The following is a 14,438-nucleotide window of genomic DNA, read 5'->3' on the forward strand; positions in this document are numbered from 1 at the left end:
TCCTGTTGGACTTTCGTTGTGCGTTCGTCACCGGCTGGGTGCCGCGACGACGTTCATGGGTTGGATGGTGATAGTTGCTCAGGTCCATCACTCCGCAGGCGGAGTGAGTCAGCTCACTCGCCGCGAACCTTCTTGATGATCTCCTCGGCCACGTTCCGAGGAACCTCGGCGTAGGAGTCGAACTGCATGGTGTAGTTGGCACGACCCTGCGTCTTGGACCGCAGGTCACCAACGTACCCGAACATCTCCGACAGCGGCACCACGGCCCGGACGACCTTGGCGCCGGACACGTCCTCCATGGCCTGGATCTGGCCACGGCGGGAGTTGAGGTCGCCGATGACGTCGCCCATGTAGTCCTCGGGCGTGCGCACCTCGACGGCCATGACCGGCTCCAGCAGGACCGGGTCGGCCTTGCGGGCAGCCTCCTTAAAGGCCATCGAACCGGCGATCTTGAACGCCATCTCCGAGGAGTCGACGTCGTGGTAGGCACCGTCGATCAGGGTGGCCTTCACGCCCACGAGCGGGTAGCCGGCGAGGATGCCCAGCTGCATCGCGTCCTGGATGCCCTGGTCCACGGAGGGGATGTACTCGCGCGGGACGCGACCACCGGTGACCGTGTTGTCGAAGGTGTACAGCTCGCCCTCGGAGGTGTCCATCGGCTCGATGCTGATCTGGATCTTGGCGAACTGGCCCGACCCACCGGTCTGCTTCTTGTGGGTGTAGTCCAGCTTCTCGACCTTGCGGCGGATGGTCTCACGGTAGGCCACCTGCGGGGCGCCCACGTTGGCCTCGACCTTGAACTCGCGCTTCATCCGGTCCACCAGGATGTCCAGGTGCAGCTCGCCCATCCCGCCGATGACGGTCTGGCCGGTCTCCTCGTCCAGGCGGACGGTGAAGGTCGGGTCCTCCTGGGCCAGCTTCTGGATCGCGGTGCCCAGCTTCTCCTGGTCGCCCTTGGTCTTGGGCTCGATGGCGACGTGGATGACCGGCTCCGGGAAGGTCATCGACTCCAGGATGATCTGCTCGCTCATGTCGCAGAGCGTGTCACCGGTGGTGGTGTCCTTCAGCCCGATCACCGCGTAGATGTGGCCCGCGGAGACCTTCTCGACCGGGTTCTCCTTGTTGGCGTGCATCTGGAACAGCTTGCCCAGGCGCTCGCGCTTGCCCTTCGTCGCGTTCATCACCGGCTGACCGGCGGAGATCTCGCCGGAGTAGACCCGGATGTAGGTCAGGGTGCCGAAGAAGGGGTGCGTGGCGATCTTGAAGGCCAGCGCCGCGAACGGCTCGTCGGTGCTGGGCCTGCGGGTGACCGTGGTCTCCTCGTCGCCCGGCTTCAGGCCCTCGGTGGGAGGCAGGTCCAGCGGGGAGGGCAGGTAGTCCACGATCGCGTCCAGCAGCGGCTGGACGCCCTTGTTCTTGAAGGCGGTGCCGCAGAAGACCGGGTTGACCTCGCCGGCCAGGGTCAGCGCGCGCACACCCTTCTTGATCTCCTCCTCGGTCAGCTCCTCGCCGCCCAGGTACTTGTCGAGCAGCTCCTCGTCCGCCTCGGCGACCTTCTCGACCAGGGCGTTGCGGTACTCCTCGGCCCTCTCCTGCAGGTCGGCCGGGATGTCCCCGGTGTCGTAGGCCTCGCCCAGGGCGGTGTCCACCGACCAGGTCAGGGCCTTCATGCTGATCAGGTCGACGACGCCGATGAAGTCGGACTCGGCGCCGATGGGCAGCTGCATCACCAGCGGGGTGGCGCCGAGGCGGTCCACCATGGTCTGCACGGAGAAGTAGAAGTCCGCGCCCATCTTGTCCATCTTGTTGATGAAGCACATGCGCGGGACGCCGTACTTGTCGGCCTGGCGCCACACGGTCTCGGACTGGGGCTCGACACCCTCCTTGCCGTCGAAGACGGCGACGGCACCGTCCAGGACGCGCAGGTTGCGCTCCACCTCGACGGTGAAGTCGACGTGGCCGGGGGTGTCGATCAGGTTGATCTGCGTGCCGTGCCAGAAGCTGGTGACGGCTGCGGAGGTGATGGTGATCCCCCGCTCCTTCTCCTGCTCCATCCAGTCGGTGGTCGAGGCGCCGTCGTGCGTCTCGCCCATCTTGTGGTTGCGACCCGTGTAGAACAGGATGCGCTCGGTGGTCGTCGTCTTGCCGGCATCGATGTGCGCCATGATGCCGATGTTGCGGACCTTGCGTAGGTCCGTCAGGACGTCCTGTGCCACAGTTTCTTCTCTCTGCTGCTGTGCGTGGTCAGTGGTGGTGCTGATGCTGGGTGGTGGGGCCTGCGCGTGCGTACCAGGTACGCCGGGCAGGCGACGGGGAGGTGAGGGCGTGCGGGCACGCCATACCTCACCTCCCGGTCATCACCAGCGGTAGTGCGCGAACGCCTTGTTGGCGTCGGCCATCTTGTGGGTGTCCTCGCGACGCTTCACCGCGGCGCCCAGGCCGTTGCTCGCGTCGAGGATCTCGTTCATCAGCCGCTCGGTCATCGTCTTCTCGCGGCGCTGACGGGCGTAGCCGGTCAGCCAGCGCAGGGCGAGGGTGGTGGACCGGCCGGGCTTGACCTCGATCGGCACCTGGTAGGTCGCACCGCCGACGCGGCGGGACTTGACCTCGAGGCTGGGCTTGACGTTGTCGAGCGCACGCTTGAGCGTCTGCACGGGGTCGGTGCCGGTCTTGGCGCGGCAGCCCTCGAGGGCGCCGTAGACGATGCGCTCGGCCGTCGACTTCTTGCCGTCGGTCAGGATCTTGTTGACCAGCTGGGTGACCAGCTGGCTGCCGTAGACCGGGTCCTGGATGAGGGGGCGCTTCGGAGCTGGGCCCTTACGAGGCATTACTTCTTCTCCTTCTTGGCGCCGTACCGGGAGCGGGCCTGGTTGCGGCCCTTGACGCCCTGGGTGTCCAGGGAGCCGCGGATGATCTTGTAGCGCACGCCGGGCAGGTCCTTCACGCGGCCGCCGCGGACGAGCACGATCGAGTGCTCCTGCAGGTTGTGGCCGACGCCCGGGATGTAGGCCGTCACCTCGACGCCGCTGGTCAGGCGCACACGGGCGACCTTGCGCAGGGCGGAGTTCGGCTTCTTGGGGGTGGTCGTGTAGACGCGGGTGCAGACGCCACGGCGCTGCGGGTTGCCCTTGAGCGCGGGCGAGTTGGTCTTCTTGACCTTGTCGGCCCTGCCCTTGCGGACAAGCTGGTTGATCGTAGGCACTGAATCTCTCTCAGTCGTCGTCGTTGTCTGTGCTCCGGCCGCGGCGTGGACCGCAGGTCGCACTCCTTGGGTTGTGCCTGCCCCACGCACCCGAGGTCGGGTGTGTCGGACACGCTGCTCTCCCCCGCACTTCCCGCAGCCGGCCCGCCCGTGGTGCATGATGTGCATCGACGGGGTGGGCCGGGCGGACTGCCCGGCGAGAGGGTGTACGGGCGACGTGCTGCTCGTGCCGTCCCGCGAGCGCGCAGGACTGCAGGACAGCCCACGCACAGTTCTCCAGACTACCGGGAACCGGGGGATGCGACCAAATCAGCCCGCCGACGCCAAGGGGCGGGTATGCCGTGCGGTACGGCATACCCGCCCCTGGCGGTGATCAGCGGGTGATCAGTAGCGCTGCTCGTCCATCGGCAGGTCGTCCAGACGCACGGCCTCGCCCGAGCCGGCCCCGAAGGCACCGGCGTAGTCGAAGTCCTCGTAGTCCGGCACGGCGTAGGCCGCGGCCTTGGCCTCCTCCGTGGGCTCCACGGTGAGGTTGCGGTAGCGGGTCAGGCCGGTCCCCGCGGGGATCAGCTTGCCGAGGATGACGTTCTCCTTCAGGCCCAGCAGCGGGTCGCTCTTGGCTTCCATCGCGGCCTCGGTGAGGACGCGGGTGGTCTCCTGGAAGGAGGCCGCGGAGAGCCAGGAGTCGGTCGCCAGCGAGGCCTTGGTGATGCCCATCAGCTCCGGACGACCCGAGGCGGGGCGACCGCCCTCGGAGACGACCCGGCGGTTCTCACCCTCGAACCGGCCGCGCTCGACCAGCGTGCCGGGCAGCAGCTCGGCGTCGCCAGCCTCGATGACCGTGATCCGGCGCAGCATCTGCCGGACGATGACCTCGATGTGCTTGTCGTGGATCGAGACACCCTGCTGGCGGTAGACGCCCTGCACCTGGTCGACCAGGTGCTGCTGGGTGGCACGGGGGCCCAGGATCCGCAGGACCTGCTTGGGGTCGATCGCGCCGACGATCAGCTGGGTGCCGACCTCGACGTGCTCGCCGTCGCTGACCAGCAGGCGCGAACGCTTGCTGACCGGGTAGGCCTGCTCCTCGGAGCCGTCGTCCGGGGTGAGGATGATCCGACGGGTCTTGTCGGTGTCCTCGATCTCCACGCGCCCGGTGGCCTCGGCGATCGGGGCGACCGCCTTGGGGGTGCGCGCCTCGAACAGCTCCACGACACGCGGCAGACCCTGAGTGATGTCGTCACCGGCCACACCACCGGTGTGGAAGGTGCGCATCGTCAGCTGGGTGCCGGGCTCACCGATCGACTGGGCGGCGATGATGCCGACGGCCTCGCCGATGTCGACCAGCTTGCCGGTCGCCAGGCTGCGGCCGTAGCACTTGGCGCAGGTGCCGACGAGGGACTCGCAGGTCAGGACCGAACGGACCTTGACCTCCTCGACCCCGGCCTCGACCAGGCGGTCGATGACCACGTCGCCCAGGTCGATGCCGGCCTGCGCCAGCATCTCCCCGTCGCGCTCCACCGACTCCGCCAGCGTGCGGGCGTAGACGGAGGTCTCGACGTCGTCGTGCAGACGCAGCGCACCGCTGACGCCCATCTGGGCGATCGGCATGATGAAGCCACGCTCGGTGCCGCAGTCGTCCTCACGGATGATGACGTCCTGGCTGACGTCCACCAGGCGACGGGTCAGGTAGCCCGAGTCCGCGGTCCGCAGCGCGGTGTCCGCCAGACCCTTGCGGGCGCCGTGCGTGGAGATGAAGAACTCCAGCACGGACAGACCCTCGCGGAAGTTGGACTTGATCGGCCGCGGGATGATCTCACCCTTGGGGTTGGCCATGAGGCCGCGCATGCCGGCGATCTGCCGCAGCTGGAACCAGTTACCACGGGCGCCCGAGGTGACCATCCGGTAGATGGTGTTGTCCTTGGGCATCGTGGTCTCCAGCTCCCGGGCCACCTCGTTGGTGGCCTGGGTCCAGATCTCGATGAGCTCCTGACGGCGCTCGTCGTCGGTGATCAGGCCCCGCTCGTACTGCAGCTGGACCTTGCTCGCCTTGGCCTCGTAGGCGGACAGGATCTCCGCCTTGCGCTCCGGCGTCTGCACGTCGGAGACGGCCACGGTGGTGCCCGAGCGGGTCGCCCAGTAGAAGCCGGAGTCCTTCAGCGAGTCCAGGCTGGCCGCGACCTGCACCTTGGTGTAGCGCTCGGCGAGGTCGTTGACGATCCCGGAGAGCCGCTTCTTGTCCACCACGTCGGTGACGTAGGGGTAGTTCGGCGGCAGGGAGTCGTTGAAGATCGCCCGACCCAGGGTCGTCTCCAGGGTGAAGCTGGAGGCGACCCCGTCCTCGGTGACCTCGGTGCCCTCGGGCAGCTCGAAGTCGACCGGGGGCGCGGTGTGGACCAGCCGCAGGGAGATCGTGCTGCCCAGCGCGATCTGGCCGGCGTCGAAGGCCATCCGGGCCTCGGCGACCGAGCCGAAGGAGCGCAGGTGGCGGTTGCCGTCCTCGTCGACCAGGTGGGCCGTCTCCGGCTCCTCCCAGGCGTCGCTCGTCAGGTGGAAGAGGCCGATGACCATGTCCTGGGTGGGCATGGTGACCGGGCGACCGTCCGCCGGCTTGAGGATGTTGTTGGAGGACAGCATCAGGATGCGGGCCTCGGCCTGCGCCTCCGCGGACAGCGGCAGGTGCACGGCCATCTGGTCGCCGTCGAAGTCGGCGTTGAAGGCGGTGCAGACCAGCGGGTGGATCTGGATCGCCTTGCCCTCGACCAGCTGCGGCTCGAAGGCCTGGATGCCCAGGCGGTGCAGGGTGGGTGCCCGGTTCAGCAGCACGGGGTGGTCGGTGATGACCTCCTCGAGCACGTCCCAGACCACGCTGCGGCCCCGCTCGACCATCCGCTTGGCGGACTTGATGTTCTGCGCGTGGTCCAGGTCGACCAGACGCTTCATCACGAACGGCTTGAACAGCTCCAGCGCCATCTGCTTGGGCAGACCGCACTGGTGCAGGCGCAGCTGCGGACCGACCACGATGACCGAACGGCCCGAGTAGTCCACGCGCTTGCCCAGCAGGTTCTGGCGGAACCGGCCCTGCTTGCCCTTGAGCATGTCGGACAGCGACTTCAGCGGCCGGTTGCCCGGGCCGGTGACCGCACGACCGCGGCGGCCGTTGTCGAACAGGCTGTCCACGGCCTCCTGCAGCATCCGCTTCTCGTTGTTGACGATGATCTCCGGCGCGCCCAGGTCCAGCAGCCGCTTGAGGCGGTTGTTGCGGTTGATGACGCGACGGTAGAGGTCGTTCAGGTCCGAGGTCGCGAACCGGCCACCGTCCAGCTGCACCATCGGGCGCAGGTCCGGCGGGATGACCGGGACGGCGTCCAGCACCATGCCGGCCGGCTCGTTCTTGGTCTGCAGGAAGCTGGTGACGACCTTGAGCCGCTTGATCGCGCGGGTCTTGCGCTGGCCCTTGCCGGTCGCGATGATCTCGCGCAGCTTCTCGGCCTCGGCGGTCAGGTCGAAGGTCTGCAGACGCTTCTGCAGCGCTGCCGCACCCATGCCGCCCTCGAAGTACATGCCGAAGCGGTCACGCATCTCGCGGTAGAGGATCTCATCACCCTCCAGGTCCTGGACCTTGAGGTTGCGGAAGCGGTCCCAGACCTGCTCCAGGCGCTCGATCTGCTGGTCGGCGCGGCGGCGGATCTGGTTCATCTCCCGCTCGGCGCCGTCGCGGACCTTGCGCTTGGCGTCGGCGCGGGCGCCCTCGGCCTCCAGCTCGGCCAGGTCGGTCTCGAGCTTCTTGGCCCGCTCCTCCACGTCGGCGTCGCGGCGGTTCTCCAGGACCTTCTTCTCGTTCTGGATCTGCGCCTCGAGGCTGGGCAGGTCGCTGTGCCGGCCGTCCTCGTCGACGTGGGTGATCATGTAGGCCGCGAAGTAGATGACCTTCTCCAGGTCCTTCGGGGCCAGGTCGAGCAGGTAGCCCAGACGCGACGGGACACCCTTGAAGTACCAGATGTGGGTCACGGGGGCGGCCAGCTCGATGTGGCCCATCCGCTCCCGTCGCACGCCGGCGCGGGTCACCTCGACGCCGCAGCGCTCACAGATGATGCCCTTGAAGCGGACGCGCTTGTACTTGCCGCAGTAGCACTCCCAGTCCCGGGTGGGGCCGAAGATCTTCTCGCAGAAGAGGCCGTCCTTCTCGGGCTTGAGGGTGCGGTAGTTGATGGTCTCGGGCTTCTTGACCTCGCCGTGGCTCCAGCCACGGATGTCCTCCGCCGTGGCCAGGCCGATGCGTAGCTCGTCAAAGAAGTTAACGTCAAGCACTTCGTGCTTCCTTCTCTCGTATGCAGTGAAAGCTCTGTAATTCTGGTGGTCGCCGGCCGGAGCGGTGGGGCCCCGCCCGGCGACCAGACGTCCCGGTCGACCACGCTCGCTTCGCTGGCGGTCGACCGGCATACCTGACTAGACCTCTTCGACCGAGCTCGGCTCGCGCCGGCTCAGGTCGATCCCGAGCTCCTCGGCGGCCCGGAACACCTCGGTGTCGGACTCGCGCAGGTCGATCTGCGTGCCGTCGGAGGAGAGCACCTCCACGTTCAGGCACAGCGACTGCATCTCCTTGATGAGCACCTTGAAGGACTCGGGGATGCCGGGCTCGGGCACGTTGTCGCCCTTGACGATCGACTCGTAGACCTTCACCCGGCCGGTGACGTCGTCGGACTTGATCGTCAGCAGCTCCTGCAGGGCGTAGGCGGCGCCGTAGGCCTCCAGGGCCCAGACCTCCATCTCGCCGAAGCGCTGGCCACCGAACTGGGCCTTACCGCCGAGCGGCTGCTGGGTGATCATCGAGTACGGCCCCGTGCTGCGGGCGTGGATCTTGTCGTCCACCAGGTGGTGCAGCTTGAGGATGTACATGTAGCCGACCGAGATCTCCTCCGGGAAGGGCTCGCCGGAGCGGCCGTCGAACAGCTTGGCCTTGCCCTTGTCGCCGATCAGCCGCTCACCGTCGCGGGTGGGGGTGGTCGAGTTCAGCAGACCGGCGATCTCCTCCTCACGGGCGCCGTCGAAGACGGGGCTGGCGACGCGGGTGTGGGGACCGGCCTCGCGGGCGTCGCCCGGGATGAGCTCGGCCCACTCCGGCTCGCCCTCGATCTTCCAGCCCTGCGCCGCGGCCCAGCCGAGGTGCAGCTCCAGGATCTGACCGATGTTCATCCGGCCGGGCACGCCCAGCGGGTTGAGGATGACGTCGACCGGGGTGCCGTCCTCGAGGAACGGCATGTCCTCCACCGGCAGGATCCGGGAGATGACGCCCTTGTTGCCGTGACGGCCGGCGAGCTTGTCACCGTCGGTGATCTTGCGCTTGTTCGCCACGTAGACGCGGACCAGCTGGTTGACGCCCGGGGGCAGCTCGTCGCCGTCCTCGCGGTCGAAGACCTTGACGCCGATGACCGTGCCGGTCTCGCCGTGCGGGACCTTCATCGAGGTGTCGCGGACCTCACGGGCCTTCTCACCGAAGATGGCGCGCAGCAGGCGCTCCTCCGGGGTCAGCTCGGTCTCACCCTTGGGCGTGACCTTGCCGACGAGCAGGTCGCCGTCGCGGACCTCGGCACCGATGCGGATGATGCCGCGCTCGTCCAGGTCGGCCAGGACCTCCTCGGAGACGTTCGGGATGTCCCGCGTGATCTCCTCCGGGCCCAGCTTGGTGTCGCGGGCGTCGATCTCGTGCTCCTCGATGTGGATCGAGGACAGGACGTCGTCCTGCACCAGACGCTGGGAGAGGATGATCGCGTCCTCGTAGTTGTAGCCCTCCCACGGCATGAACGCCACGAGCAGGTTGCGGCCCAGCGCCATCTCGCCACCGTCGGTCGCGGGACCGTCGGCCAGCAGCTGGCCCTCCTCGACCCGGTCGCCCACGTCGACCCGGACCACCTGGTTGTAGCAGTTGCCCTGGTTGGAGCGGGTGAACTTGGCGATCTTGTAGGTGATGTAGGTGCCGTCGTCGTTGGCCACGGTGACCAGGTCGGCGGAGACCTCCTGGACCACGCCGGCCTTGGTGGCGCGCACCACGTCGCCGGAGTCCAGCGCGGCGCGCCACTCCATACCGGTGCCGACCAGCGGAGCCTCGGCCCGCACCAGCGGGACGGCCTGACGCTGCATGTTGGCGCCCATGAGCGCACGGTTGGCGTCGTCGTGCTCCAGGAAGGGGATCATCGCGGTGGCCGCGGAGACCATCTGCCGCGCCGAGACGTCCATGTAGTCGACGTCACCGGCGGGCACGTCGACGGCCTCGCCCTCACGGGCCCGGACCAGGACGCGCTCGTCGAGGAAGGTGCCGTCGTCACCCAGGCTGGCGTTCGCCTGGGCGATGACGAAGCGGTCCTCCTCGTCGGCGGACAGGTAGTCCACCTCGTCGGTGACCTTGCCGTCGACGACGCGACGGTAGGGGGTCTCGACGAAGCCGAAGGGGTTGATCCGGCCGTAGGAGGCCAGCGAGCCGATCAGACCGATGTTGGGACCCTCGGGGGTCTCGATCGGGCACATGCGGCCGTAGTGCGAGGGGTGGACGTCACGGACCTCCATGCCCGCGCGGTCACGGGACAGACCACCGGGGCCCAGCGCGGACAGACGCCGCTTGTGCGTCAGGCCGGCCAGCGGGTTGTTCTGGTCCATGAACTGCGAGAGCTGGCTGGTGCCGAAGAACTCCTTGATGGAGGCGACGACCGGCCGGATGTTGATCAGGGTCTGCGGCGTGATCGCCTCGACGTCCTGGGTGGTCATCCGCTCGCGGACGACGCGCTCCATCCGGGACAGGCCGGTACGGACCTGGTTCTGGATGAGCTCGCCGACGCTGCGCAGTCGACGGTTGCCGAAGTGGTCGATGTCGTCGGTCTCCACGAGGGTGTCACCGGCCGGCATGTCCAGCGTGGTCTCCCCCGCGTGCAGCGCGACCATGTACTTGATCGTCGCCACGACGTCGTCGATGCCGAGGACGGACTCCTCCAGCGGCGCCTGCAGCCCCAGCTTCTTGTTGAGCTTGTAGCGACCGACCTTGGCCAGGTCGTAGCGCTTGGGGTTGAAGTAGAGGTTGTCCAGCAGGGTCTGGGCGGCCTCCTTCGTCGGGGGCTCGCCCGGGCGCAGCTTGCGGTAGATGTCGAGCAGCGCCTCGTCCTGGGTGGTGGTGTGGTCCTTCTCCAGGGTCAGGCGGATCGACTCGTACTCGCCGAACTCCTCCAGGATGCGCTCGTTGCTCCAGCCCAGGGCCTTGAGCAGCACGGTGACGCTCTGCTTGCGCTTGCGGTCCACGCGCACGCCGACCTGGTCGCGCTTGTCGATCTCGAACTCCAGCCAGGCGCCCCGGCTGGGGATGACCTTGGCGGAGAAGACGTCCTTGTCGGAGGTCTTGTCCAGGCTGCGCTCGAAGTAGACCCCCGGGCTGCGGACCAGCTGGGAGACGACGACACGCTCGGTGCCGTTGACGATGAAGGTGCCGCGCGGGGTCATGAGCGGGAAGTCGCCCATGAAGACCGTCTGGCTCTTGATCTCGCCGGTGGAGTTGTTGATGAACTCCGCGGTGACGAAGAGCGGGGCGGAGTAGGTCATGTCCTTCTCCTGGCACTCCTCGACGGAGTACTTCTGCTCCTCGAACCGGTGGTCGCGGAAGCTCAGCGACATGGAGCCGGAGAAGTCCTCGATCGGGGAGATCTCCTCGAAGATCTCCTCCAGACCGGAGGTGGTGGGGATGTCGGTGCGTCCATCGGCCTGGGCGGCGGCGACACGCGCCTGCCAGGCCTCGTTACCAAGAAGCCAGTCGAAGCTCTCCGTCTGGAGGGCAAGCAGGTCGGGTACCTCGAGGGGCTCCCGGATCTTGGCGAAGCTCAGGCGGCCGGAAGCCGTCCGAGCGGTGGACACAGTCTTCTTCGCAGTGCGCGAGGCAGCCAAGGATGGGTCCTTCCACGGGCCTTAATATTGTGCAGCGGTCAAGCGAGCCCAGGACCGGCTCTCAGTAGCGGCCGTGAGGGCGCGGCGCCCGCGATCGGGGAGGATGCGGCGCGCAGAGTGCTCACTGGGTCGACTGGGGGCAGGTGCAGGGTAGCGCAAAGTACTACTTTAGCGCCTTGAAGGCCCGTCGTCCAATCCAGGTCACGACGGGTCGTCCGGGGCTCCTGCGCCGACATCGGGAGCGGCCGCGCTCCCGGTCTACTCGGCACCGCCACGGGCGGTTGCACCCCATGATGGTGCGCCCTGACCGGCCTCGACGTCAAGCCGGACACACCTGTGCGCGGATCTGCCGGCGCCGATCGCGTCGCGCCGGCGACCCCGGCAGGGTGTCGGCCGCGGTGCCCGCCGACGACAACGGGCGGGGCCGCATACCGATCGGTATGCAGCCCCGCCCGCGGCGAGGTGAAGCGTCCCTCAGGACGACGCCGGCAGCGCCGCCCTGGAAGGGCTCACTTGAGCGTGACGGTGGCGCCAGCGCCCTCGAGCTGCTCCTTGGCCTTGTTCGCGGCCTCCTTGTCGACCTTCTCCAGGACGGGCTTGGGGGCGCCGTCCACGAGGTCCTTGGCCTCCTTCAGGCCCAGGGAGGTCAGCGCACGGACCTCCTTGATGACCTGGATCTTCTTGTCGCCAGCGGACTCGAGGACGACGTCGAACTCGTCCTGCTCCTCCTCGGCGGCGGCGTCGCCACCGCCGGCGGCGGGGGCCCCGGCAGCTGCGACGGCGACCGGCGCGGCGGCGGTGACCTCGAAGGTGTCCTCGAAGGCCTTGACGAACTCGGACAGCTCGATCAGGGTCATCTCCTTGAACTGGTCAAGGAGCTCCTCGGTGCTCAGCTTCGCCATGATGGGCGTTCCTTCCTAGTTGGTGCCGTGAGTGGCGTTGTGGTGGTGCGCTGGGTGCCGTGCGGCACTCAGCTCTCGTCGCCACCCTCGGCGACGTCGGTGCTCGCCTCGGCGTCAGCCTCGGCGGGGGTGGCCTCGGCGTCAGCCTCGGCGGGCGCGTCCTGCGACGCGGGGAGCGAACCGCCCTGCTCCTCGACCTTCGCGCGCAGCTGCTCGACCACACGGGCGGTGGCGGACAGCGGTGCGGCGAACAGGCCGGCGGCCTTGGACAGGTTGCCCTTCATGGCACCTGCCAGCTTGGCCAGCAGAACCTCGCGGGACTCCAGGTCCGCGAGCTTGGTGATCTCCTCGGGGGTCAACGGCTTGCCGTCGAGCACACCCGCCTTGATGACCAGGGCCGGGTTGGCCTTGGCGAAGTCACGCAGACCCTTGGCTGCCTCCACCGGATCACCGGTGACGAAGGCGATGGCCGTGGGGCCTACCAGGTGCTCGTCGAGGCCCTCGATGCCGGCCTCGGCAGCTGCACGCTTGGTCAGCGTGTTCTTCACCACGGCGTAGGTGGCGTGCTCACGCATGGAAGTGCGCAGCTCGGTGATCTGACTCACCTTCAGGCCGCGGTACTCCGTCAGCACGGCCGCGCCCGAGCTGCGGAACTTCTCCGTCAGCTCGACGATGGCTGCTGCCTTCTGGGGCGTCGCCATATGGCCTCCTTCACGTCGTGGTGCCGGCTACCCCCTGGCCCGACACGACAAGAGCCCCGGCGCAGGCGCACCGGGGCTCGACATGCTGCATACACGGGGTATGCCGTCTCGCTGGGTCACCTACGCTGGTCGCCCCTGTCGTGGGGACCTTCGGCCGACGCGATCCGGAGTCTGCACTCCGGGCACGCCGACAACCGGCGGTCTATGGGTAGAGCCTCAGACTACGGCATGCCCTCCCCCGCCCCCAAATCACGGGCGACGGGACCCCGTCCGGTCTCGGGACGTCTCTCTCCGTCGGCCTGCCGACCCTCGGTCGGGCCGTCCCGTCGGCGGAGACGTGAGGCGGCGCAGGGCAGGATGGGCCGGTGACCTCTTCTCCCTCCGTGCGATGGTTCCACCGCCTGGTCGACGAGGACCCCGAGGCCGAGGCCGAGCTCGGCGGCCCGCAGCGGGTGGCCTCGGGCGGTCTGCGGCTGATCGGCGCCAACGCGCTGCAGAGCGCGGGCGACCAGGTCGTCAACGCGAAGACCGTGCTGCCCTGGCTGCTGTCCCTCCTGGGGGCGCCGGCAGCCCTGGTCGCGCTGCTGGTGCCCATCCGCGAGTCCGGGTCGATGCTCCCCCAGGCGGCCCTGACGCCGTGGGTGCTGCGGGCACCGCGACGCACGCGGGTCTGGATGCTGGGCGCCTCCGTCCAGGGGCTCAGCGTGCTGGCCATGGCCACCGCCGCCCTGACGCTCACCGGGGCGGTCGCGGGTGTCGCCGTGCTGGCCGCGCTGGCCGTCTTCGCGGTGGGGCGGGCGCTGTGCTCGATGGCCAGCAAGGACGTCCAGGGGCGGACGGTGCCCAAGGGTCAGCGTGGCCAGGTCACCGGCATCGCGACGGCGGTCTCGGGTGTGGTCGCGGTGGGCGTGGGGGTGCTGCTGCACCTGCTCGGTCCCGATCTCAACGCCGGCGCTCTCGCGGCTTTCCTGGGCGCCGCGGCGCTGACGTGGATCGTCGGGGTGTTCGTCTACGCCGGGATCCCCGAGGACGCCCCGAAGGCCGGCGCCCATCGCGAGCGTACTCCTTGGTTGCGGGACCTGATCGACCTGGTGCGGCAGGACGGGACCTTCCGGCACTTCGTCGCGGCCCGGGCCCTCCTGCTCGTCTCGGCGCTGGCGCCACCGTTCCTGGTCACGCTGGCCGTGGCGCAGGGCAGCTCGCTGCTGGCGGGGCTCGGATCGTTCGTCATCGCCCAGGGCGTCGCCTCGGTGGTCGGCGGGCGGGTGTTCGGTCGTTGGTCGGACCGGTCCAGCCGGCTGGTGATGACCTACGGCTCGGTGGTGGCCTCGCTCACCGTGCTGGCCGTGGTCGCCGTGGTGCTGCTCGACCGGCCGGGCCTGACCGTGGCGGGCCTGGTCGCTGGCTACTTCGTCATCAGCCTGGTCCACGTCGGCGTCCGGGTGGCGCGCAAGACCTACGTCATCGACATGGCCGAGGGTGACCAGCGCACCCGCTACGTCGCGGTCGCCAACACCGCGATGGGCGTCATCCTGCTGGTGACCGGCGCCATCAGCGCCGGCCTGGCCACCTTCGGCGAGCTCCCGGCCCTGGTCTTCCTCGCCGTGCTCGGCCTGGTCGGCGCCGCGGTCAGCTGGCGCCTGCCCGAGGTCTCGCGCGGGGCCTGAGCGCACAACCTGGGATCAGGGTGGCGCCCCGGAACCACGCCTGCCG

The 14,438-nt window shown here is 68.6% G+C and carries 8 protein-coding genes; 1 reads left to right on the forward strand and 7 read right to left on the reverse strand.

What is annotated here, in order from left to right; all coding sequences use genetic code 11:
- Positions 1-113 precede the first annotated feature (113 nt).
- From fusA to rplJ, 7 genes are all read right to left on the reverse strand, one after another.
- Positions 114-2,216, reverse strand: coding sequence for an elongation factor G (fusA, locus tag ESZ52_RS14555; RefSeq protein ID WP_131105565.1), 2,103 nt, complete (start codon positions 2,214-2,216; stop codon positions 114-116).
- Positions 2,217-2,357: 141 nt separating this feature from the next.
- Positions 2,358-2,828, reverse strand: a complete 471-nt coding sequence (gene rpsG, locus ESZ52_RS14560) for a 30S ribosomal protein S7 (protein WP_131105566.1) — start codon at positions 2,826-2,828, stop codon at positions 2,358-2,360.
- Complete coding sequence (gene rpsL / locus ESZ52_RS14565; RefSeq protein ID WP_131105567.1) at positions 2,828-3,202, reverse strand: 30S ribosomal protein S12; 375 nt, start codon at positions 3,200-3,202, stop codon at positions 2,828-2,830. Before rpsL ends, rpsG begins: the two co-directional genes overlap by 1 nt.
- A gap of 384 nt (positions 3,203-3,586) precedes the next feature.
- Complete coding sequence (locus ESZ52_RS14570) at positions 3,587-7,510, reverse strand: DNA-directed RNA polymerase subunit beta' (protein WP_131105568.1); 3,924 nt, start codon at positions 7,508-7,510, stop codon at positions 3,587-3,589.
- Between the two features lie 138 nt (positions 7,511-7,648).
- A complete protein-coding gene (rpoB, locus tag ESZ52_RS14575; protein WP_131105569.1) occupies positions 7,649-11,122 on the reverse strand; it encodes a DNA-directed RNA polymerase subunit beta in 3,474 nt (1,157 codons plus the stop codon).
- Between the two features lie 509 nt (positions 11,123-11,631).
- On the reverse strand, positions 11,632-12,024 hold the full coding sequence (rplL, locus tag ESZ52_RS14580) for a 50S ribosomal protein L7/L12 (protein WP_131105570.1): 393 nt from the start codon (positions 12,022-12,024) through the stop codon (positions 11,632-11,634).
- 68 nt (positions 12,025-12,092) lie between these two features.
- Complete coding sequence (rplJ, locus tag ESZ52_RS14585; RefSeq protein WP_131105571.1) at positions 12,093-12,725, reverse strand: 50S ribosomal protein L10; 633 nt, start codon at positions 12,723-12,725, stop codon at positions 12,093-12,095.
- Positions 12,726-13,090: 365 nt separating this feature from the next.
- On the opposite strand from rplJ, the gene ESZ52_RS14590 reads away from it, so the two are divergent.
- Complete coding sequence (locus ESZ52_RS14590; RefSeq protein ID WP_131105572.1) at positions 13,091-14,392, forward strand: MFS transporter; 1,302 nt, start codon at positions 13,091-13,093, stop codon at positions 14,390-14,392.
- Positions 14,393-14,438: the final 46 nt, after the last annotated feature.

Source organism: Ornithinimicrobium sufpigmenti (genome assembly GCF_004322775.1).
GTDB classification, from domain to species: Bacteria; Actinomycetota; Actinomycetes; order Actinomycetales; family Dermatophilaceae; genus Ornithinicoccus; species Ornithinicoccus sufpigmenti.

Bases quoted from the DNA above. Each gene is read 5' to 3' on its own strand.
- rpsG (WP_131105566.1), bottom strand. From the start codon at position 2,828: ATGCCTCGTAAGGGCCCAGCTCCGAAGCGCCCCCTCATCCAGGACCCG.
- rplL (WP_131105570.1), bottom strand. From the start codon at position 12,024: ATGGCGAAGCTGAGCACCGAGGAGCTCCTTGACCAGTTCAAGGAGATG.
- rplJ (WP_131105571.1), bottom strand. From the start codon at position 12,725: ATGGCGACGCCCCAGAAGGCAGCAGCCATCGTCGAGCTGACGGAGAAG.